At 63.5% G+C, this 21,500-nt stretch carries 18 protein-coding genes; 17 read left to right on the top strand and 1 reads right to left on the bottom strand.

Translation table 11 applies throughout. The features are described 5' to 3' along the window. Together B3098_RS00215 and B3098_RS00210 are read left to right on the top strand one after the other, a co-directional pair. On the top strand, positions 1-1,268 hold a 1,268-nt coding region (locus B3098_RS00215; protein ID WP_286889941.1), incomplete at its 5' end, for a hypothetical protein. An 83-nt stretch (positions 1,269-1,351) separates the two neighbouring features. After that, entirely contained in the window at positions 1,352-2,074 is a 723-nt protein-coding gene (locus tag B3098_RS00210; RefSeq protein WP_286889939.1) for a DUF6708 domain-containing protein, read from the top strand. A 129-nt stretch (positions 2,075-2,203) separates the two neighbouring features. Here the strand turns inward: B3098_RS00210 and B3098_RS00205 are convergent, their stop codons facing one another. Continuing rightward, positions 2,204-3,976: a M61 family metallopeptidase gene (locus tag B3098_RS00205; RefSeq protein ID WP_175125095.1), complete on the bottom strand. Its 1,773-nt coding sequence runs from the start codon at positions 3,974-3,976 to the stop codon at positions 2,204-2,206. Between the two features lie 28 nt (positions 3,977-4,004). On the opposite strand from B3098_RS00205, the gene B3098_RS00200 reads away from it, so the two are divergent. The 15 genes from B3098_RS00200 (at position 4,005) to B3098_RS00130 (ending at position 21,498) form a co-directional block, all read left to right on the top strand. Continuing rightward, entirely contained in the window at positions 4,005-4,781 is a 777-nt protein-coding gene (locus tag B3098_RS00200; RefSeq protein ID WP_175139475.1) for an enoyl-CoA hydratase, read from the top strand. 259 nt (positions 4,782-5,040) lie between these two features. After that, the gene (locus tag B3098_RS00195) at positions 5,041-6,594 is read left to right on the top strand and encodes a DUF1254 domain-containing protein (protein ID WP_175125097.1); all 1,554 of its coding nucleotides are present in this window, start codon (positions 5,041-5,043) and stop codon (positions 6,592-6,594) included. Between the two features lie 400 nt (positions 6,595-6,994). Continuing rightward, positions 6,995-7,411 (top strand): ATP synthase subunit I, encoded by a 417-nt coding sequence (locus tag B3098_RS00190; protein ID WP_349677706.1) that lies wholly within the window; start codon positions 6,995-6,997, stop codon positions 7,409-7,411. Between the two features lie 82 nt (positions 7,412-7,493). Then, positions 7,494-8,375 carry a F0F1 ATP synthase subunit A gene (atpB, locus tag B3098_RS00185; protein ID WP_056564907.1) on the top strand — a complete coding sequence of 294 codons (882 nt, stop codon included), beginning with the start codon at positions 7,494-7,496 and terminating at the stop codon, positions 8,373-8,375. Between the two features lie 118 nt (positions 8,376-8,493). Then, the gene (gene atpE / locus B3098_RS00180; RefSeq protein WP_003815363.1) at positions 8,494-8,736 is read left to right on the top strand and encodes a F0F1 ATP synthase subunit C; all 243 of its coding nucleotides are present in this window, start codon (positions 8,494-8,496) and stop codon (positions 8,734-8,736) included. Between the two features lie 144 nt (positions 8,737-8,880). Continuing rightward, positions 8,881-9,351, top strand: a complete 471-nt coding sequence (locus tag B3098_RS00175; RefSeq protein WP_008167494.1) for a F0F1 ATP synthase subunit B — start codon at positions 8,881-8,883, stop codon at positions 9,349-9,351. 12 nt (positions 9,352-9,363) lie between these two features. Continuing rightward, positions 9,364-9,903: a F0F1 ATP synthase subunit delta gene (locus tag B3098_RS00170; RefSeq protein ID WP_175139473.1), complete on the top strand. Its 540-nt coding sequence runs from the start codon at positions 9,364-9,366 to the stop codon at positions 9,901-9,903. Between the two features lie 28 nt (positions 9,904-9,931). Further along, entirely contained in the window at positions 9,932-11,473 is a 1,542-nt protein-coding gene (gene atpA / locus B3098_RS00165; protein WP_105237121.1) for a F0F1 ATP synthase subunit alpha, read from the top strand. 98 nt (positions 11,474-11,571) lie between these two features. Beyond that, positions 11,572-12,477: a F0F1 ATP synthase subunit gamma gene (atpG, locus tag B3098_RS00160; protein WP_191576463.1), complete on the top strand. Its 906-nt coding sequence runs from the start codon at positions 11,572-11,574 to the stop codon at positions 12,475-12,477. A gap of 43 nt (positions 12,478-12,520) precedes the next feature. Then, the gene (atpD, locus tag B3098_RS00155) at positions 12,521-13,921 is read left to right on the top strand and encodes a F0F1 ATP synthase subunit beta (protein ID WP_175125099.1); all 1,401 of its coding nucleotides are present in this window, start codon (positions 12,521-12,523) and stop codon (positions 13,919-13,921) included. A 9-nt stretch (positions 13,922-13,930) separates the two neighbouring features. After that, the gene (locus B3098_RS00150; protein WP_056327609.1) at positions 13,931-14,356 is read left to right on the top strand and encodes a F0F1 ATP synthase subunit epsilon; all 426 of its coding nucleotides are present in this window, start codon (positions 13,931-13,933) and stop codon (positions 14,354-14,356) included. A 249-nt stretch (positions 14,357-14,605) separates the two neighbouring features. Next, entirely contained in the window at positions 14,606-15,439 is an 834-nt protein-coding gene (locus B3098_RS00145) for a helix-turn-helix domain-containing protein (protein WP_279976135.1), read from the top strand. A 125-nt stretch (positions 15,440-15,564) separates the two neighbouring features. Further along, entirely contained in the window at positions 15,565-16,638 is a 1,074-nt protein-coding gene (hemE, locus tag B3098_RS00140; protein ID WP_286888770.1) for a uroporphyrinogen decarboxylase, read from the top strand. 351 nt (positions 16,639-16,989) lie between these two features. Continuing rightward, positions 16,990-19,080: a primosomal protein N' gene (locus B3098_RS00135; RefSeq protein WP_246283016.1), complete on the top strand. Its 2,091-nt coding sequence runs from the start codon at positions 16,990-16,992 to the stop codon at positions 19,078-19,080. A 354-nt stretch (positions 19,081-19,434) separates the two neighbouring features. Next, entirely contained in the window at positions 19,435-21,498 is a 2,064-nt protein-coding gene (locus B3098_RS00130; protein ID WP_191576466.1) for a UvrD-helicase domain-containing protein, read from the top strand. Positions 21,499-21,500: the final 2 nt, after the last annotated feature.

Genomic DNA, 21,500 nt, shown 5'->3' with positions numbered 1-21,500 from the left:
GTCAAGTTAATGCCGGCCTGAGAAATCTGGAACCCGCAGCGGCCGCGGTGCTAAATGGAATGCAGGTTGGCGCAGCGGGAGCTCGACGTGTCGCCGGCAGCACCTTTGCGAGCTTAAAGGGCCTGGCCGTCGGTAGCGTGGACGGCGGCTTGTCTTTTATCGGGCTGTACTTTCTACGAGACAGTTTGAAAAGCGCGATTGCCGACCTGGATGCGAAGGTGGGAGCAAAGCATCCCGAGGCCGTCGCGGCATTTTATAGCGTTTCGCTCGGTTTCATGGGAGCAAGTGTCGAAGCGGCGGGACTGGCGATCAAGATTCCGGCGGACGCTGCCAGGGGGTTCATGTTGCGCTGGGGCGCGGAGAAAACTCCTGTGCTCACGCGTGTGGTGGGGTTAGGCTCGAAGATGGTGATGGTGGGTGGAGCGATATCGGCTTTGGCGGGGATTGCGGATGCTGGTGCCAGTTTTAGTGCTGCTATACGCGTAGCAAAAGCAGGTGATGTAAGTGTCACCCCGTACCACGTATTCTCCGGCGGTTTGTCAATTACTGGGGCACTTGTGATTTTTTGGGGAGGTGTGCGATCACTGTCCTTGTTCGGGGGGTTGGGTGCCGGCATAGTTATTGGAATCGTCGCTTTCGCGATATCGAAAATTGCGAAAAACCTCGAATCTGACGCCATCGAAAAGTGGGCCCAGCGCTGCTACTTCGGCCGAACAGGCGCCAATAGCCGCTGGCGCAATCCGGAAGACATGGACGTCGCCATTGCCGCACTTAATGCTGCGGTGCTTGGAATGGATGTCGGCCTCCACTTCTGTGATGAAGATCGAGTGTTATCGACAGATGAGTTCTACAGCGAAGACATCGAAGTGCTCAAAAACCGCGGCGCAGTCAAGAAAACAAAGGCGCTTGTTTACAGTGCGACCTTACCCGGCTTCGATGCTGAACGATCCCGCTACCGCTTCACCCTCACCACTGAGCGTTTTGGCCTCGCACAAGACGGCAAACGAAGCCCGATTCTGATTTCCCACGTCATGGCATCTGGGCACGTCAACGATACCGCCCACGCCGTTCATGCTTCCGCCATAAATCACCCCGATTACACACTGGTTAACGAGACGAAACCAACATCGGAACTGCCAATCCTCAGCGGCCGATACTGGCTGGATCCCATCAACAAGATCAAATCGGCAACATTTGTCGTGGCATTCTGGCCGGATAAGAGTGACAGCTCGCGCTTTGCTGCCATGGAAATTACAGAGGTCCTCTGATGGCAAGACCTCAACTGAACCCGTCTTGCGTCGGCTGGCAACGCGACCTGCCTGGGCCTAATGCCCCTATCGAAGAGCCCCCCATGCTGCTCTGGCAGGCGCCTACGAAAATGGATGAGACGTATGTCGAGTTCGCTCGAAATACGTCGAGTATCCGCGGTGTTTGCTTTTTCTTTTCACTACTGCTCGGATTGATGTTCCTCCTGCTTCTAGGTTTCGCCGTATGGGATATTTTTCCAGCAAGTGCGGCGGCAGGGAGGAGCGCGCTTGAAATTGCAGGTATTTCCCTACTGCACGTAAGCACACTTACCCTCAACGCCTGGGCGGCGTGTGCTATCTACCGTTCCGAGGTGTCCCCCCCCCGCGATCTCCCGCTTCGCTTCAACCGTCTACGCCGCAAGGCCTACGTCTATGACTTCCATTCAATCTGGTGGAATCCGTTTGATCGCGGATGCGTTACCACAGCGAGTTACGACTGGGACAACTTGCGCGCGGAGCAATGGAAGGTCCGCGGCGCGACGCCGGGCGGAGGTCTCATCATCAAGGAGGGCGTCTCCATCGCGGTTGTGGAACCGGGTACCAACAACGTCGTGACGCGCTTCCACTTAAATACTGACGCTGCGAATACCTCCAATTTCTGGGCCTACGTGTGCGCCTACATGCAGAACGGCATCCAAGGCCTCGACCCTGATCGTGCCGACCCTCGGGATGCGAACGACGTGGCTCCCTACAACATCGCCTTACGCCTCGCCCCGAGAGTGCAGTGGCCCGCGGATATGGATCTTGAATCACGAACCGCACCGTGAAGGCGGGCGAAGCCGACGACTTGGCCCGCTTTCCCAGAACGGACCGTTCGCTAGCCGACTGCTGCGGTTCCTGCTTTTAGCTTTCGCCGTTTGGGATGTTTTATAGAGCCCTCCGGCAAGCCAAAAGCCTCAAACCAACACACACTCCGAAGCCTCAGGCCCACTCAACCGCACCCGAAACTCCCTCAGTTCATCCCGCCGAAACACATGCACATTCACCCGATCCCCAGCCCGGTACTGCGCCAGCAACAACTCCAACCCCGCCGGCGCATCCACCCGCAGCCCATCGATCGCCACCAGCACATCCCCGGCAGATAACCCACCCTTATGCCCAGCCCCGCCTTCAAGAACAGTCGCCAGCGTCAGTGACTCACCTTGCTTGCGCGTCCGCACGTCCAATGACGGAATATTGGCCGACGCCTTCCACTGCAGCTTCACTCCCTGCGTTTCAAGCAAGTCAGCCAACGGCACATCCGCCGTCCCGTAAGCATGGCGAGCGATGAACCGGCGCGTATCCACGCCCGTCGCTTCCTCGATCAGCGCGGGCAATCCATCCTCCGGCAACCCCTGCGGCTTGCCCCGATAGAAATCCCGCCCATAGCGATCCCACAACAACCGCATCACATCATCCAGCGAACGCGCGCCAGAAGATTCGTCCCGGATCAGCAGATCCAACCCCAGCGCCACCAACGCGCCCTTCGTGTAATAGCTCACCAACGCGTTCGGCGAATTCTCGTCCTGCTTGTAATACCGCGTCCAAGCGTCGAAAGAGCTTTCGGCAACCGACTGCTTATGCCGCCCCGGCGTGCGCGCCACGCTTGTGATCGTCTTGCCCAGCAGACGCAGATAATCCGCACGCGTGATCGCGCCCGAGCGCAACAGCAGCAGATCGTCGTAATAGGACGTGAACCCCTCAAACACCCACAGCAACCGCGTCAGATCCGGTTGCGAAAGATCGTAAGGCGCGAACACATCCGGCTTGATCCGCTTCACGTTCCACGTATGGAAATACTCGTGGCTCACCAGCCCAAGGAATCCCCGGTAGCCGTCGCCCTGGCCTTGCTGGCCCAGCACCGGCAGGTCCTTGCGCGCCGTCATCAGTGCCGTGCTTGCGCGATGCTCCAGACCGCCGTAGCCGTCGCCCGTCACCATCGTCATGAACACATAGCGGTCCGCGCTGTCCAGGAACGGCGCCCGCTTCGTGCGCGGTTCGAAAAACGCAATCTGCGTCTCGCAGATTTTCTTCACGTCTTCCGTAATCCGCGCCAGATCCAGATTCGGCGCGACCCCCGTGAACACCAGTTCGTGCTCCGCGCCGTGCGCCACAAATCGCGACACCTGCGGCGTGCCCATTTCGACCGGGTGATCGATCAGCGCGTCATAGTCCGGCGCCAGATACAGCCCGAAGCCGTGCCGCCGCGCCGCGCCCTTGTGGCCTGCGGCCTCTGGCAGGCTCGTGTACACCTTCCAGCCGTCGATGCCTCGCGGCGGCGCCAGGTCCACCAGGCAGGGTTCATGGTCCTGGCCCTGCACGCGCAGGAACACGCTCGTACCGTTGAAGAACCCGTGCGTCTCGTCCAGATGCGCGCCGCGCACCGACAGATCCCACGCATACACCGTGTATTCAATCCGCAGCGGCCCCTCGCAAGGCGCTGCCTGCCACGTGTGGTTGTCTGTTTTGTCGACATTCACCCGCCGCGTTCCCGAATACGCGGTCAGCGACTCGATCTGCCGCGAGAAATCGCGAATCAGGTAGCTGCCCGGAATCCATGCCGGCAGCGACAGGCGCTGGCCCGCGGGCGAGGGCGATGCGATCGTAAGGGTTATCCGGTAGCGGTGGCCGGCGGGATCGTGCGGCGCAAGGCGGTAAAGTATGGGCGGTACGTCATCAATTTTTTTCATGGCTCATATCTTATTACCGGAGACATTCATGAGCGAGTCGTTTGTACTGGTCGAAACCCGGGGCCGAGTCGGCCTGCTGACGCTGAATCGTCCCAAGGCGCTCAACGCGCTGAACGATCAGCTCATGGATGAACTCGGCGCCGCGCTGCTCGCGTTCGAGGCCGATCCCGAAATCGGCTGCGTCGTCATCACCGGCAGCGAAAAGGCCTTTGCCGCCGGCGCTGACATCGGCGCCATGAAAGACTGGTCCTACATGGACGTCTACGGCAGCGAATACATCACCCGCAACTGGGAAACCCTCAAGCGCATCCGCAAGCCGGTCATCGCCGCGGTCGGCGGCTATGCGCTCGGCGGCGGCTGCGAACTCGCCATGATGTGCGACATCATCATCGCCGCCGACACCGCCAAGTTCGGCCAGCCCGAAATCAAGCTCGGCGTCATCCCCGGCGCCGGCGGCACGCAACGCCTGCCGCGCGCCGTCGGCAAGGCCAAGGCCATGGACCTCGCGCTGACCGCCCGCATGATGGGCGCCGAAGAAGCCGAACGCGCCGGTCTCGTCTCGCGCGTTGTCGCCGCCGACAAGCTGCTCGAAGAAGCGCTCGACGCCGCCACCGTCATTGCCTCCATGTCGCTGCCCTCCGTCATGATGGCCAAGGAATGCGTCAACCGCGCGTTCGAGGGTTCGCTCAACGAAGGTCTGTTGTTCGAACGCCGCGTCTTCCACTCGCTCTTTGCCACGGAAGACCAGAAGGAAGGCATGGCCGCGTTCACCGAAAAGCGCAAACCCGACTTCAAACACCGTTAATCCTTGTTACGTCCGGGCCTGCATCCACAGCAGGCCCTTCATTGCCCCGCGCGCCCTATGACGGCGCGCTTTTTCATGGCAATCTACGGGCAATCCCCAGGTTTCGCCTTGAAACTTCTGGCTAGCACCTTGTTGCAGACTTCGGCCCTATCCTGATTGAGCGTCATCCCGAGGTGCCGCGCCAGAGCGGCTTGCCCCCCCACACTGGCAAGTCCCGCGCGGCGGCTCGATTGCAAACAAAATCAAGAAGGAGCCTTGCATGCGTATACCTACCGCTACCCGCCGGCTGTCCACGGCTGCGCTCGCCGGCGCGCTCAGCGTCTGCTTTCTGAATGTTGCCCAGGCTCAATCGCCGCAGTCCACGCTGCGGCTGGTCTCCGAGACGCCTTATCAGGCCGGCCAGGCCGCCGCACCGCAGATGAGCGAGGCCGAGTTGCGCGACACCGCCATCGACGCCTACGTCTATGCGTACCCCATGGTGCTGATGGAACTGGCCCGCCGCCAGGCCACGGCCGTGCAGAGCCCGCTGGACGGCAAGGCGCCGATGAACCAGTTCGGCCACAAGGCCGCGTTCCCCGACCCGCGTGCCACCGACGCGCCGTGGCCCAGCGCCGACGCGCTGTATTCCAGCCTGTGGTTCGACGTCTCGCGCGCCCCGCTCATCATCAGCCTGCCTGACACCGGCGGCCGCTACACCGTGCTGTCCGCGCTGGACATGTGGAGCGACGTCTTCGCCTCGCGCGGCACGCGCACCAACGGCCATGGCGCCCAGTCCTTCGCCATCGTCGGTCCGCATTGGAACGGCACCGTGCCGGCGGGCGTCGACGTGATCCGCGCCCCGACCTCGACCGGCTGGCTGATCGGCTGGACGCAGGCCGGCGGTCCGCAGGACTACGCCGCGGTCAATCAGATCCAGTCCGGCATGACGGCGCGTCCGCTGCTGGTGCCCGTGACCCCGGCCACCACGCCGCGCGGCCGCAATGCCGGCAACGCCTTCCCGCAGACCGGCTCCAGTGTCGGCACCGCACCGATCGGCAGCACGCTGCCCATGCCGGCCCCGGCGACCACCGTGCCCGATGGCACCCCGGCCGAGCAGGTCGCGGGCATGGATGCCGCCTCCTTCTTTGCCGTGTTCTTCGACGCGTTGCGCAACAACCCGCCGCATGCCAACGACACGCCCATGCTTGACCGCATGCGCCGCATCGGCCTGGATGACCGTCAGCCCTTCTCGTATGGCCGTCTGAGCCCGGCCGTGCAGCAGGCCCTGACGGATGCGCAACCGCTGGCGGGCCGCCGTATCGCCGACAACGTCTCGCGCCTGGCCACGCCGATCAACGGCTGGAACACCGTGCTGACGGGCATCGGCACCTATGGCACCGACTACACGCGCCGCGCCGCCATCGCCTACGCCGGCCTGGGCGCGCCGACGCCGGAAGACGTGCTGTATCCGGTCACCGTGTCTGATTCGAAGGGCCGTCCGCTGGACTCGAACGAAGACTACGTGCTGCACTTCGACAAGGGTCAACTGCCCCCGGCGCAGCTCTGGTCGCTGCATGTCTACAACAGCAAGTACGGCTTTGCCGAAAATCCGGCTAACCGCTACGTGATCCGCAGCACCGACGGCCTGAAGTACAACGCCGACGGCTCGCTCGACATCTACGTCCAGCGCCGTGATCCGGGCGAGTCCAAGCGCGCCAACTGGGTCAGCACGCCGGCCGCCGATGGTCCGTTCGTGCTCAGCATGCGTCTCTATGCGCCGCAGAACAGCGCCCTGGACGGGCAGTGGGCGCCGCCGCCGGTCAAGGAAGACTAAGATCCGGCAAGCGCGCTCTGCCAAGCGCGCATCTGCAAAGCCCATCGGGCGCGCGGTTCCAGTAATGGGCCGCGCGCCTTTTCATATGGGGCGCGAGCTGGGGACTTGTCTTCGCCGGCCGCTCGCTCGTCCCCAATTTTCCCGCCGCAAGTCGGCGTTGTTGCCGCCTTACAAACGGCCGAAAGTTCATTTGCTAGGGTGCAAAAAACCACGCTATACTCTGCGGGTTTGACGCTTGCGGGATAAGAAACATGCGCCTAAAAAAGCGCGTCGATTCCCTCAGGGCCAAGTTAAGCGGGGAAGTTTGATGCAGCAGAACTCCATGCAGCAGGGGCAACAAGTGCAGGGGCTGAAACCCGGTCTGAAGCCCAGTCTGGATCAGGATTCGATCGATCCGGACGTGGTGGAAGTTCTGGTACTCAGTGACGCGGATCGCGCGGCGCTGAATGCGCAAGCTGGCCGTGGGCTCTTGTTGGCATTGGCGGCGCAAGGCGCCATGGGGCTCGCAGCAGCAGTAATAGCGGGGGTTGTTGTCGGAGGGGCGGCGGCAGGTTGGTCGGCGCTGGCGGGGGCAGGAGCGTATTTCATACCCAATGCGTTGTTCGCATTGCGCCTGGCTGTCAGCGTTCGGGCCGGTAAGGCCAGTCCCTTTACCTTTCTCTCTGGTGAGTTGATCAAGTTGTTCGCAACGGCATTGCTGTTGTGGCTGCTTTCGCGTGTGACGCAGGACTGGCTTGTGTGGCCTGCCGCGTTGCTCGGTCTGATACTCACATTGAAAGGCTATCTCCTGCTTCTGATGTTCCGCAGGCTGTCTTAGCGCCGAGTAAGTTGCGGCAAACGAAATCGTGGAATCGTCCGGTTCGCAAGGACCGGGCATACAGCAAATAGGATAGGTTCAAATGGCTGCTGCCAGCGACGTGTCGCCTCAATCCGCGTATATTCAGCATCACTTGGTGCATCTGAACAATACGGGTGAGAAACAGAGCGCTATTGCTCAGTTCGACATCATCAATTACGACTCGTTGTTCTGGTCCGGCCTGATGGGCCTGATCGTCATTTTCTTCCTGTGGCGCGCTGCGCGCCGCGCCACCAGCGGCGTTCCTTCCCGCTTCCAGGCTTTCGTGGAAATGATCGTCGACATGGTCGATGACCAGGCCAAGGGCATTGTCCACAATGCCAAGAGCCGTCTTTTCATCGCCCCGCTGGCCCTGACCGTGTTCCTCTGGATCATCCTGATGAACGCGCTGGACCTGCTGCCCGTCGACCTGCTGCCCTCCATCTGGCGCCTGACCGGCCTGGGTGCTGAGCACGGCGATCCCCTCTATTACCACCGCATTCTGCCGACCGCCGACCTGAACGTGCCGATGGGCATGTCGCTGGGCGTGCTGCTCCTGATGTTCTACTACGGCATCAAGATCAAGCAGCCGGGCGGCTTCGTCAAAGAACTGTTCACCGCGCCGTTCCATGCGCATGGCCTGGGCGCCATCGTGCTGGCTCCGTTCAACCTGCTGCTGAACCTGATCGAATACGCCGCCAAGTCCGTGTCGCTGGGCATGCGGTTGTTCGGCAACATGTTTGCCGGCGAACTGATCTTCATGCTGATCGCTCTCCTGGGCGGCGCCTGGACCGGCTTCAACGGCGCCAGCATCGGCTTGGGCATCGGCCACATCCTGGCCGGCTCGATCTGGGCAATCTTCCACATCCTGATCGTTCTGCTCCAGGCCTTCATCTTCATGATGCTGACGCTGGTGTACCTCGGCCAGGCTCACGAAGGCCACTGATCCCCCGAATTTCCGGTGTCGGCCACCCGGCCGGCATCGGATAGCAAGATTATCTTGCATTGAGCTGTACCTCTTATTTTTCAATTTTTGACTTCAGATTTCTAACCAAGGAGTTGTCATGACCAACGTCGCTTTCGTTGCCCTCGCTTGCGGTCTTATCATCGGTCTGGGCGCTATCGGCGCTTGCATCGGCATCGCACTGATGGGCGGCAAGTATCTGGAAGCTTCGGCTCGTCAGCCTGAACTGATGAACGCTCTGCAAACGAAGATGTTCCTGCTGGCTGGCCTGATCGACGCGGCATTCCTGATCGGCGTGGGTATCGCCATGCTGTTCGCCTTCGCCAACCCGTTCGTCGGCTAAGGCACCGCCCGCCGGCAAATAGGTGGGTCATGACGCTGGCGGCGATGAGAGCAACGGCTCCATCGCCGGTCAGCAAAGTATCGAGTGCTCCGCGACGCCCCTTTCCGGGTGCGGTCGGAGCCGCAAGGTGTTAAAGGAACGACCGTGAATCTGAACGCGACGATCATTTTCCAGATGCTCGTGTTCTTCGTTCTGGGCTGGTTCACGATGAAATTCGTGTGGCCTCCCCTGACGAAGGCGATGGACGAGCGCCGCCAAAAAATCGCCGACGGCCTGGCCGCCGCCGAGAAGGGCAAAGCCGACTTGGCTCAAGCCCAGGCGCGCGTCAGTCTGATCGAGGCTTCTGCCAAGTCCGAAAACCACGCACGCATCATCGAGGCCGAGAAGCAAGCCGCCTCCCTGATCGAACAGGCCCGCCGCGAAGCGGAAGCCGAACGTGCCCGCATCGTGGCGCAGGCTGCCCAGGATGCCGCGCAGGAAGTCCAGCGCGCCCGCGAAGCGTTGCGCGACGACGTCGCCGCGCTGGCCGTCAAGGGTGCTGAACAGATCCTCAAGCGCGAGGTTGACGCCCGCGCACACGCCGAGCTGCTGAACCAGCTCCGCGCGCAGCTCTAATCCGGGACCGTCATGGCTGAACTTTCCACTGTTGCCCGGCCCTACGCTGAAGCGCTCTTCAGCGCAGCGCGCGACGACAAGGCCGGTTTGCCGGCGTGGGCCGACCTGGTCAGCGTAATGGCTCAGGTCGCCTCCAACCCCGACGTGCGCGAGGCCATGGCCGACCCGCGTCTGGGCGACAAGCAGCGCGTCGAACTGTTTACCGGCCTGATCAAGGCCGATTTTCCGCAGGCCGCCCGTAATTTCATCGAGCTGCTGGTCGAAAACGACCGGTTGCTGCTGCTGCCCGAGATCGCCTCGCAATTCGTCGCGCTGCGGAATCGTCACGAAGGCACGGCGCAGGCGGAAATCACCAGCGCGTTCGAGCTCAGCGATGCCCAGGTCAAGGATCTGGTCGGCGCGCTCGAACAAAAATTCGGCCTCAAGCTCAAGCCCAGCGTTACCGTCGACCCGTCGTTGATCGGCGGCGTGCGCGTGGCCGTCGGCGACCAGGTGCTCGATACTTCCGTACAAGCCCAATTGGTCCGCATGCGCGATCAGCTCGCCGCTTAAGGCTACTAACAGGATTCCAGGAGTCAATATGCAACTCAATCCCTCCGAGATCAGCGAACTGCTCAAGAGCCGCATCGAGGGCCTGGGCGCTTCGGCTGATGTCCGTACTCAGGGCACCGTCGTGTCCGTGACCGACGGTATTACCCGCATCCACGGCTTGTCCGACGTGATGCAGGGCGAAATGCTCGAATTCCCCAACAACGTTTTCGGTCTGGCGCTCAACCTCGAGCGTGATTCCGTCGGCGCCGTTATTCTGGGCGACTACACCGGCGTTTCCGAAGGCGACCAGGTCAAGACGACCGGCCGCATTCTGGAAGTTCCGGTCGGTCCGGAACTGAAAGGCCGCGTGGTCAACACGCTGGGCGAGCCCATCGATGGCAAGGGCCCCGTCAACGCCAAAGAAACCGACATCATCGAAAAAGTGGCGCCTGGCGTTATCGCCCGCCGCTCGGTGTCGCAGCCGCTGCAAACCGGCGTCAAGGCTATCGACTCGATGGTTCCCATCGGCCGTGGCCAGCGCGAACTGATCATTGGCGACCGCCAGACCGGCAAGACCGCCGTGGCCGTCGACACGATCATCAGCCAGAAGGGCAAGGGCGTCACCTGCGTGTACGTCGCTATCGGCCAGAAGGCTTCGACGATCAACAACGTGGTCCGCAAGCTCGAAGAGCACGGCGCGATGGAATACACCATCGTCGTGGCCGCCTCGGCTTCCGACTCCGCCGCCATGCAGTACCTGGCCGCTTACGCCGGCTGCACGATGGGCGAATACTTCCGCGATCGTGGCGAAGACGCCCTGATCGTTTATGACGATCTGACCAAGCAAGCCTGGGCCTACCGTCAGGTCTCGCTGCTGCTGCGCCGTCCGCCGGGCCGCGAAGCCTACCCGGGCGACGTGTTCTACCTGCACTCGCGTCTGCTGGAGCGTGCTGCTCGCGTCAACGAAGAGTACGTCGAGAAGTTCACCGAAGGCGCCGTCAAGGGCAAGACCGGTTCGCTGACCGCGCTGCCGATCATCGAAACCCAGGCAGGCGACGTGTCGGCCTTCGTTCCGACCAACGTGATCTCGATCACCGACGGCCAGATCTTCCTGGAAACCGACCTGTTCAACGCCGGTGTCCGCCCCGCAATCAACGCCGGTATCTCGGTGTCGCGCGTCGGTGGCGCTGCCCAGACCAAGGTCGTCAAGAAGCTGTCCGGCGGTATCCGTACCGACTTGGCGCAGTATCGTGAACTGGCCGCCTTCGCGCAGTTCGCCTCCGATCTGGACGACGCCACCCGTCGCCAGCTCGAGCGCGGCAAGCGCGTCGTTGAACTGCTCAAGCAGCCGCAATACCAGCCGCTGCAAGTGTGGGAACTGGCCGTCACGCTGTACACGGTCAACAACGGCTACCTGGATGACGTGGACGTGGCCCAAGTGCTGTCGTTCGAGAAGTCGCTGAAGGATCAGCTCAAGAGCAAGCACGCTGCTCTGATCCAGCGCATCGAAGACACCAAGGAACTGTCCAAGGACGACGAGGCCGAACTGGCCGCCGCCGTTCAGGAATTCAAGAAGCACGGTGCTTTTTAAGAAAGTGATGGGTTAGGCGTCCCAGGCGCCTCACCCATCCTTCCCGGATGGTTGAGGCGCGAGCGGAACCCATCGGCCAGTCTTCACAGGAAAGCGCAATGCCCGGAATTAAGGAAATCCGAACCAAGATCAAGAGCGTGCAAAACACGCGCAAGATCACCAAGGCGATGGAAATGGTCGCCGCATCCAAGATGCGCAAGGCGCAGGAGCGGATGCGTGCAGGCCGTCCGTACGCCACCAAGGTGCGCGAGATTGCTGCGCACCTGATGCAGGCCAATCCCGAGTACAGCCACCCGTACCTGGTCGAACGCGAAATCAAGGCGGTCGGCGTGGTCATGGTGACGACCGACAAGGGTTTGTGCGGCGGCTTGAACACCAACATCACGCGTGTGACGTTGGGCAAGCTGAAAGAGTTCGAGAAAGCCGGCATCGCCGTGCAGGCGACCGCTTTCGGCAACAAGGGCGTGGGTGTGCTGACCCGTATCGGCGCCAAACTGGTTTCCCAGGAAGTGCAACTGGGCGACAAGCCGCAACTCGACCGCCTGCTGGGCGCGATCAAGGTGCAGCTGGACGCCTACCTGGAAGGCCGCATCGACGCGCTGTACGTGGCCTCGACCCGTTTCGTCAACACGATGAAGCAAGAGCCGCTGTTCCTGCGTCTGCTGCCGTTGGCCAGCGGTTTGGAAGATCCGTACCAGACGGGCGCCGATAGCCTGACCAAGACTTCGGAAGTGAAGTCGGACTACAGCTGGGATTACATCTACGAACCCGACGCCCGTAGCGTGATCGACGACCTGCTGCAGCGTTACGTTGAAGGCCTGCTGTACCAAGCCGTGGCCGAGAACATGGCTTCGGAGCAGTCGGCCCGGATGGTCGCCATGAAGGCGGCGTCGGACAACGCCAAGAAGGTCATCGGCGATCTGCAACTGGTCTACAACAAGACCCGTCAGGCCGCGATCACCAAAGAAATTTCGGAAATCGTAGGGGGCGCTGCCGCCGTTTGAGGCAGGCAGCATCCCGTCAAAAGCTATCAAGCAAGGAATCGACATGAGCAACGGAACCATCGTTCAGTGCATCGGCGCCGTGGTGGATATTCAGTTCCCCCGCGATCAAATGCCCAAGATCTATGAAGCGCTTACTCTGGCCGACGAGGGTTCCTCGTTCGCCGAAAAGGGTCTGACGCTGGAAGTGCAGCAACAGCTGGGCGACGGCGTGGTGCGTACCATTGCGCTGGGCTCCAGCGACGGTCTGCGCCGCGGCATGAAGGTGACCGGCACGGGCGCCCCGATCTCGGTGCCCGTCGGCACCGGCACGCTGGGCCGCATCATGGACGTGCTGGGTCGTCCCATCGACGAAGCCGGCCCGATCCAGCACGAAGAAAAGCGTGGTATTCACCAAGCCGCTCCCCGTTTCGACGAACTGTCGCCGTCGGTGGAACTGCTGGAAACCGGCATCAAGGTTATTGACCTGGTGTGCCCGTTCGCCAAGGGCGGCAAGGTCGGCCTGTTCGGCGGCGCCGGCGTGGGCAAGACCGTGAACATGATGGAACTCATCAACAACATCGCCAAGCAGCACAGCGGTTTGTCGGTGTTTGCCGGCGTGGGTGAGCGTACCCGTGAAGGCAACGACTTCTACCACGAAATGGAAGAGTCGAACGTTCTGGACAAGGTCGCCATGGTGTTCGGTCAGATGAACGAACCCCCCGGCAACCGTCTGCGCGTGGCGCTGACCGGCCTGACGATGGCCGAGAAGTTCCGTGACGAAGGCCGCGACATCCTGTTCTTCGTGGACAACATCTACCGCTACACCCTGGCCGGTACCGAAGTGTCCGCACTCCTGGGCCGTATGCCGTCCGCCGTGGGTTATCAGCCCACGCTGGCCGAAGAAATGGGCAAGCTGCAAGAGCGCATCACGTCGACCAAGACCGGCTCGATCACCTCGATCCAGGCCGTGTACGTCCCTGCGGACGACTTGACCGACCCGTCGCCTGCCACGACCTTCCAGCATTTGGACTCCACCGTCGTGTTGTCGCGTGACATCGCCGCCCTGGGTATCTACCCGGCCGTCGATCCGCTCGACTCCTCCAGCCGCCAGCTCGACCCGCAAGTCGTCGGCGAAGAGCACTACTCGGTTGCCCGTGGCGTGCAGCAGACGCTGCAGCGCTACAAGGAACTGCGCGACATCATCGCGATTCTGGGCATGGACGAACTGTCGCCGGAAGACAAGCAGGCCGTGGCCCGCGCGCGTAAGATCCAGCGCTTCCTGTCGCAGCCGTTCCACGTTGCTGAAGTGTTCACCGGTTCGCCGGGCAAGTACGTTCCGCTGGCCGAAACCATCCGTGGTTTCAAGATGATCGTCAACGGCGAGTGCGACTCCCTGCCGGAACAGGCGTTCTACATGGTCGGTTCGATCGACGAGGCCTTCGAGAAGGCCAAGAAACTGCAATAAGGAACCGATATGGCTACCCTGCATGTGGATGTGGTCAGCGCAGAGGAAGCGATCTTCACCGGCGAGGCGAAGTTCGTGGTTCTGCCTGGCGAGTCGGGTGAACTGGGCATTCTGCCCGGCCACACCCCGCTGATCTCGCGCATACGCCCCGGAACGGTCAAGATCGTTCGTGCCGACCAAGGCGAGGAAAACATCTTCGTCGCCGGGGGTATCCTGGAAGTTCAGCCGGGCAGCGTGACGGTCCTGGCCGACACGGCTATCCGTGCCGCCGACCTCGACGAAGCCCGCGCCCTGGAAGCGCGCCAGAAGGCCGAACTGGCCCTGGCCAACGCCAAGGACAAGGCTGACATCGCTGTCGTCGAAGCCGAGCTCGCCATGCTGGCTGCGCAAGCCATCGCGGCGCGCAAGCTGCGCCAAGGCGGCCGCTCGCACTAAGCGGCAATGCGGTTTCCGGGCATGTCCCGGCGTACAAAAAAGCGGCCCTCCGGCCGCTTTTTTTCATTCCTGTTTGTTGCAGGGTGTCTGACACCTGAATGCGTCCGATATTTTGTGGGGCCCGCGTCAACCTGCGCCGCCCCACGGCGCTACGCCAGGTAGCGGCCTGCCGCAATGCGTTCACTACGAATAGTCGGCACGGGGCCTGCAACAGTAGCCTTCAGTTTTTGCGATGCAAACGAGGAAGGCATGCGAGACGTGCTGGATTGCGGGGTGCTGCTGGCGCCCGGTCATGAATCGACGATGGGCGCCTGGATCGCCGGCCATCAGGCCAAGGTGACGCGTGTGCGGCTGCATCCGGTGTCCCTGGCTTCGCCGGCGCTTGCCGAAGCGCCTCCGGACTCCCTTGCACAGCAGGCGTTGTCGCTGCGGCGCTATGACGCTTGCATCCTGCCCGTGGCGCCGTCCTCGCTCGCCTGGGCCCGCATGGCCTTGCAGCAGGCGCGCGGCGCGCTCACGACGCCCGTTCTGCTGCTCATCCACGACGTCAAGGCGCCGGCCATTCTGGACTTGCTCAGCCTGGGCGCGGCGGACTTCATCTCGCAGCCGGTGTGCGTCGAGAGCCTGCGGGTGCGGCTGGTTCGCATGGCTCGCCGCGGCGCCGTGCGCCGCGCCGGCGTGTCGGGTAGCGTCCATGAACATCCCGTCAACTATCTGGGCGAGCATGCAGAGGTGCAGGGCGCCGAGCACGCGGCATATCCGCCCCACGCATCGCGCGCGGGAGCCGCGCGTCCCAAGGTGCCCGCCGACATCGTCGAGCACGCCTTGAGCAGTTTGCGGCACCAGTACCGGCGCGGCGTGCCAGAAACATTCCGGGCGGCGAAGGCGCAGGTGGTGAACGGCTTCGAGCGCGAATACATCCGTCACGCGCTGTCGCGCCACGGCGGCAACGTCGCACAGGCCGCACGTGCGTGCTCCAAGCACCGCCGCGCGTTCTGGGCGCTGATGCGCAAGCACGGCATCGAAGCCGCGCCTTACCGTCAGGCGGCGCTGGCCGCGGCGCGGATGCACGACATGGGTTGACGCTAACCAGGCGGCACGCCCGCGGCCGCCGCCCATTGCGCCCGCTCAACCCCGTCAACGCGGGCGTGGCCCGCCTTGTCAGCCAAGGGAAGTAAACTCACGGCTTCCGATCATCGAGGTTAGCCGTGTCTGCTCCCCGTTTGAAGAACGATGTGTTCTTGCGCGCCCTGATGCGCGAACCCGTGCCCTACACCCCCATCTGGCTCATGCGCCAGGCGGGTCGCTATCTGCCCGAGTATCGCGAGACGCGTGCGCGGGCAGGCTCGTTCATGGGATTGGCGCAGAATCCGGACTATGCCTCGGAAGTCACGCTGCAGCCGCTGGAGCGCTACGACCTGGACGCGGCCATCCTGTTTTCGGACATCCTGACCGTGCCCCACGCGATGGGCCTCGGGCTGGACTTCGCTGAAGGCGAAGGCCCGCGCTTTGCGCATCCCATCCGCACCGAAGAAGACGTCGCGCGCCTGGCGGTGCCCGACATGGACAAGCTGCGGTACGTGTTCGACGCGGTCAGCACGATCCGGCGTGATCTTGACGGCAAGGTGCCGCTGATCGGCTTTGCCGGCAGCCCGTGGACCATCGCCTGTTACATGGTCGAAGGCAAGGGCAGCGACGACTACCGTCTCATCAAGACCCTGCTGTATTCGCGTCCCGATCTGCTGCACCGCATCCTCGAAATCAACGCCGAAGCCACGCTGCAATACCTGAACGGCCAGATCGCGGCCGGCGCTCAGGCAGTGATGCTGTTCGACAGCTGGGGCGGGGTGCTGGCCGATGGCCTGTTCCAGCAGTTCTCGCTGGCCTACACGAAGAAGGTCGTCGCCGGTTTGACCCGCGAGCACGAAGGGCGGCGCGTGCCGGTCATCGTCTTCACCAAGGGCGGCGGCCAGTGGATTGAAGACATTGCGGCCTGTGGCAGCGATGCAGTGGGCCTGGACTGGACCGTGGATCTGGCGGCGGCCCGGCGCCGCACCGGCGACTCGGTCGCGTTCCAGGGCAACCTGGATCCGATGGCGCTTTTTGGCGGTGGCAGCGCCATTCGCGCGGAAGCGCGCCGCGTGCTGGACGCGTTTGGCCCGGTGGGCAAGGGCGGCCATGTGTTCAATCTGGGACATGGCATTTCGCGCTTTACTCCGCCAGAAGCTGTAGCTGAATTGGTCGGTGAAGTCCACCAGTACAGCCGCGCCTTCCACGCGTAAGTAAGTGAACGCTTCGGCCCCAAGGGCCGAAGCAGATGGGCCGCCTGGGCGACTTGTGCACATAAAATCCGGGGTCGGGGAAAACCCTCCCCAAGCTGGCTTACAATCTGGAAACCGGCTTCAAGTGCTTGTTTTATATCGGAAAATGTCGCTTATCACCAGGCATGCAATAGTTTGTGCATTCTTGCCATATTCCATTTTCTGATGTTGCTCTCGCCTTTTCCCCAAAGTTATCCACAGGCGCCGGTGGATCAATGGCGCGGCGGCGAGCGAGAATCCTCCAACGTGGCGCCGTGCGGTCCTCATCCTTTCGGCTAGTCCTATTTCATTAGATGAATGTCCCCAGACTCCATGCCTGACGCGCAAGCCAATCCCGACACCGCAGCGGTGTGCTGGGTGCGCGTCGCGCTGGACGTGCCGTTGCCCGGCCCGTTCGATTACCGCAGCGACGCGCCGATTCCGGCCGGCCTGCGGGTGATCGTTCCGTTCGGGCGGCGCAAGATGATTGGGGTGGTCGTCGACAACCCCGCAGAGCCGTCTTTCGAGCCCAAACAGATCCGTCCGATCGAGGCGGTGCTGGACGATCTGCCACCTTTTGACGAAGCGTGGTTGCGCATGGCGCGCTTTGCGGCGGACTACTATCAACGGCCGTTGGGCGAGGTGATGCTGCCCACGTTGCCGCCGCCGCTGCGCAAGCCCACGTCCTACCAGGGCAAGCGGTCCGGAGAAGGGCCCGTGGCGCGCATGGATGCGCGCAAGCGCAAGACCGCGCGCGCGCCGGCTACGCCCGACCAGCCGCCGGCGCTGAACGACGCTCAGGAGGCGGCGGTGCAGGCCATCGGCGCGCTCGGCGGCTTCAAGCCGGTGCTGCTGCATGGCGTGACGGGCAGCGGCAAGACCGAGGTCTACCTGCGCGCCGCCGAAAAAGTCCTGGCGGCTGGGCGGCAGGTGCTGCTGCTGGTCCCCGAAATCAATCTGACGCCGCAGCTCGAAGCCGCGCTGCGGGCACGCCTGGAAACGCTGGTCGGACCCGAGGGGCTGGCGGTGATGCACAGCGGGCTGTCCGACGGCGAGCGGCTGCAGGCGTGGACCCGCGCCCAGCGCGGCCAGGCCCGCATGCTGCTGGGCACGCGCATGTCGATCTTCGCCCCGCTGACCGAGCTGGGCCTGATCGTGGTCGACGAAGAACACGATACGTCCTACAAGCAGCAGGACGGACTGCGCTATTCGGCGCGCGATCTGGCTGTGTGGCGCGCCCACGATCTGAACATTCCGGTCGTGCTGGGGTCCGCCACACCGTCGTTGGAAACCTGGCAGCACGCCGAGCGTGGCCGTTACCTGCGCCTGACGTTGCCCGGCCGCGCGCGGTCCAGCGAGCTGCCCAAGATCCGCCTGGTGGATACGCGCCGCCTGCAGATGAAGCAAGGGCTGTCGCCGCAGTTGCTTGAGGCCATCGGCCAGCGGCTCGAGCGCAAGGAACAGGTGCTGATCTTCCTGAACCGGCGCGGTTATTCGCCGGTGCTGCATTGCCAGTCCTGCGCATGGGTCAGCAATTGCCCGCGCTGCACGGCCTTTACCGTGCTGCATCGCACGGACTTTCGCGGCCATCGCCTGCAGTGCCACCACTGCGGCTATCAGGCCCCCGTGCCGCGCGCCTGCCCCGAATGCGGCGACCAGGACTTGGCGCCCATGGGCCGCGGCACGCAGCGGGTCGAGGAACACCTGGCCGAACTCTTTCCCGAGGCGCGCATCCTGCGCATCGACGCCGACAGCACGCGCAAGAAGGGCAGCGCCGAAGCGCTGTTCGCATCCGTGCACGCCGGCGAGGTCGACATCCTGGTCGGCACGCAGATGGTGGCCAAGGGGCACGACTTTGCGCGGTTGGGGCTGGTCGGCGTGCTGAATGCGGACTCCATGCTGTTCGCCCATGATTTCCGCGCGCCCGAACGCCTGTTCGCGCAGCTGATGCAGGTGGCCGGCCGCGCGGGCCGCCATCAGGGCAACGGCGAAGTGCTGATCCAGACCGGCTATCCCGAGCAGCCCGTGTACCAGGCCTTGCTGCGCCACGACTACGCCGGATTCGCGCGCCACGCGCTGCACGAGCGCGAAAGCACCGGCTTGCCCCCTTACGTCTATCAGGCGCTGCTGACCGCCGAGGCGCGCGAACTCAAGGTGGCGCAAGCGTTCCTTGAGCAGGCCCGCGTGCTGCCCGAGGGCGAATGGGCGGCCGATTTTCCCGGCATGGACGCGATCATGCTGTACGACCCCGTGCCGCTGCGCGTCGTGCGCGTGGCCAACATCGAGCGCGCGCAGCTGCTGGCCGAAAGCAGCAGCCGGCCGGCGCTGCAGGCGTTTCTCGCATCGTGGTCGCATCACCTGCCTTATCTGGCGAACGAGGCGCGCGTGCGCTGGCAACTGGAAGTCGATCCGCTGGAAATCTGATAAGCGATAGGGCGGGACGCTCGTGCGACGGGGCGCCGCCGCCCCGCGCCGCCGGCTGGCTGTCGCGCATCGCAGCACTCCCCGTGTACGTACCGTTCGCCGCTGCGACGATGCGCCGGTGTTGCATGCCTGCGGCCACGTGGGGCGCCTCTGCGGCAACCCGCCGATGCGCCTTCGACCCGATTGTTCTATGATCGTCTTCCTCTATCGCGCCGGCGCGGCAGACCCGCTGCGGCGGCTGCGCCCGTCCCCTTTTTCTCGCGTTTTTCCGGCCCATTGACGGGCAGCGGCAGGCCTCTTGCTTGCCGGCTGCGTTGGCATGGCCGCCGCGACGCATGACGATCTGAATCTCCAATGTCCGCAAGCGAACCGATTGGCCACGGCATGAATCCCGCGCAGCGGGAGGCGACGCTTTACCTGGACGGCCCTTGCCTCGTCCTGGCAGGCGCCGGCAGCGGCAAGACGCGCGTCATCACGCAGAAGATCGCCTACCTGCTGCGCGAATGCGGCTACATGGGCCGCAACGTCGTCGCGCTGACCTTCACCAACAAGGCCGCCCGCGAAATGGACGAGCGCGTGAAGACGCTGGTCGACCGCAAGCTGTCCAAGGGCCTGATCATTAGCACCTTCCACTCGCTGGGTGTGAAGATGCTGCGCGAAGAAGCGCGCAATGCGGGCCTGAAGCCCACGTTCTCCATCCTGGACGCCGACGACGCCATGGGCATCATCCAGGAACTGCTGGCGACCACCGACAAGGCCCGCCTGCGCCACGTGCAGGGCATCATCTCGCTGTGGAAGAACGCGCTGCTGGAGCCGGACGACGCCGCGCGCGAAGCCATCACCCCGGGCGACGTCGAAGCCGCCAACGTCTATCGCAGCTACGCCGCCACGCTGGCCGCCTATCAGGCGGTGGACTTCGACGACCTCATCCGCATTCCCGCACAACTCCTGGCCAGCAACGAAGAAGTGCGCACCCGCTGGCAGAACCGCGTGCGTTACCTGCTGGTGGACGAATACCAGGACACCAACGTGTGCCAGTACCGTCTGGTGCAGTTGTTGACCGGCCCGCGCGCCATGTTCACCGCCGTGGGCGACGATGACCAGGCCATCTACGCCTGGCGCGGCGCCACCATCGAGAACCTGGCCAAGCTGACCACCGACTACCCGAACATCAAGCTCATCAAGCTGGAGCAGAACTACCGTTCGGTGCAGCGCATCCTGGCAGCCGCCAACCAGGTCATCGAAAAGAACCCCAAGCTCTTCGAAAAGAAACTGTGGTCCGAGCTGGGCGTGGGCGAACCGATCCAGGTCTCGGCCATGGACGGCGAGGAGCAGGAGGCCGAATCCATCGCCATGAAGGTGTCCGCCGCGCGCTTTGAACGCCAGGCGCAGTGGAAGGATTTCGCCATCCTTTACCGCAGCAATCATCAGTCGCGCATCCTGGAGCAGGCGCTGCGCAACCTGAAGATTCCGTACACGATCTCCGGCGGGCAAAGCTTCTTCGACAAGGCCGAAGTGCGCGACATTCTGGCCTACCTGCGTGTGCTGGCCAACGACGATGACGACCCCGCCTTCATCCGCGCGGCCACCACGCCCAAGCGCGGCATCGGCCAGGCCACCTTGCAGGCGCTGGGCCAGTACGCGGCCAGCCGTGAACTGTCGCTGCTGGCCGCCGTGGCTGAAACCGGCCTCGAAAGCGTGCTGGCGCCGCGCCAGCTGGAACAGCTGCGCACCTTCGCGGAATTCATCCGCCGCATGCAGTGGCGCGCCGGTCGCGGCGCGGCGTCGGGCAAGGACGCGGCGCCCGCGGAGCCCGCAGGCGCCATCCTCGACGACCTGCTCGAAGCCATCCAGTACGAACGGCACCTGTTCGAACTCTTCGAAGAGCGTCCCGCGCAGACGCGCTGGCAGAACGTCCTGGAGCTGACCGGCTGGCTCAAGCGCAAGGCCGAGGAAGACAACATGTCGCTCTTCGATCTGGTGCAGCACGTGGCGCTGGTCACGATGCTGGAGCGCGGCGAGGAAGAAGCGCCCGACGCCGTCAAGATGTCCACGCTGCACGCCTCCAAGGGCCTCGAATACCCGCACGTGTACCTGGCCGGCGTGGAAGAAGGCCTGCTGCCGCATCTGGGCAAGGACGACGAAGTCGGCGATCCTGCGCGCGCCGCCGAGAACCTGGCCACCCGCATTCAGGAAGAACGGCGCCTGATGTACGTCGGCATCACGCGCGCGCAGCGCAGCCTGCACCTGAGCTGGTGCAAGCGCCGCCGCCGCGCGCGCGAAGACCTGGTGCGCGAGCCGTCGCGCTTCATCGAGGAAATGGGCCTGGGCGACGTGCGCATCCAGGAGGACGACGCGACGGCCGCCATGAGCCCCAAGGAGCGCATGGCCATGCTGAAGGCGCTGCTGAACAAATAGGG

The sequence above is a fragment of the Achromobacter sp. UBA2119 genome, assembly GCF_002331005.1.
Classification (GTDB): Bacteria; Pseudomonadota; Gammaproteobacteria; order Burkholderiales; family Burkholderiaceae_B; genus Achromobacter; species Achromobacter animicus.
This window is presented reverse-complemented; position numbering and strand designations above follow the sequence as displayed.

Bases quoted from the DNA above. Each gene is read 5' to 3' on its own strand.
- B3098_RS00210 (WP_286889939.1), top strand. From the start codon at position 1,352: ATGCTGCTCTGGCAGGCGCCTACGAAAATGGATGAGACGTATGTCGAG.
- B3098_RS00205 (WP_175125095.1), bottom strand. From the start codon at position 3,976: ATGAAAAAAATTGATGACGTACCGCCCATACTTTACCGCCTTGCGCCG.
- B3098_RS00200 (WP_175139475.1), top strand. From the start codon at position 4,005: ATGAGCGAGTCGTTTGTACTGGTCGAAACCCGGGGCCGAGTCGGCCTG.
- B3098_RS00195 (WP_175125097.1), top strand. From the start codon at position 5,041: ATGCGTATACCTACCGCTACCCGCCGGCTGTCCACGGCTGCGCTCGCC.
- atpB (WP_056564907.1), top strand. From the start codon at position 7,494: ATGGCTGCTGCCAGCGACGTGTCGCCTCAATCCGCGTATATTCAGCAT.
- atpE (WP_003815363.1), top strand. From the start codon at position 8,494: ATGACCAACGTCGCTTTCGTTGCCCTCGCTTGCGGTCTTATCATCGGT.
- B3098_RS00170 (WP_175139473.1), top strand. From the start codon at position 9,364: ATGGCTGAACTTTCCACTGTTGCCCGGCCCTACGCTGAAGCGCTCTTC.
- atpA (WP_105237121.1), top strand. From the start codon at position 9,932: ATGCAACTCAATCCCTCCGAGATCAGCGAACTGCTCAAGAGCCGCATC.
- atpG (WP_191576463.1), top strand. From the start codon at position 11,572: ATGCCCGGAATTAAGGAAATCCGAACCAAGATCAAGAGCGTGCAAAAC.
- atpD (WP_175125099.1), top strand. From the start codon at position 12,521: ATGAGCAACGGAACCATCGTTCAGTGCATCGGCGCCGTGGTGGATATT.
- B3098_RS00150 (WP_056327609.1), top strand. From the start codon at position 13,931: ATGGCTACCCTGCATGTGGATGTGGTCAGCGCAGAGGAAGCGATCTTC.
- B3098_RS00145 (WP_279976135.1), top strand. From the start codon at position 14,606: ATGCGAGACGTGCTGGATTGCGGGGTGCTGCTGGCGCCCGGTCATGAA.
- B3098_RS00135 (WP_246283016.1), top strand. From the start codon at position 16,990: ATGCCTGACGCGCAAGCCAATCCCGACACCGCAGCGGTGTGCTGGGTG.
- B3098_RS00130 (WP_191576466.1), top strand. From the start codon at position 19,435: ATGTCCGCAAGCGAACCGATTGGCCACGGCATGAATCCCGCGCAGCGG.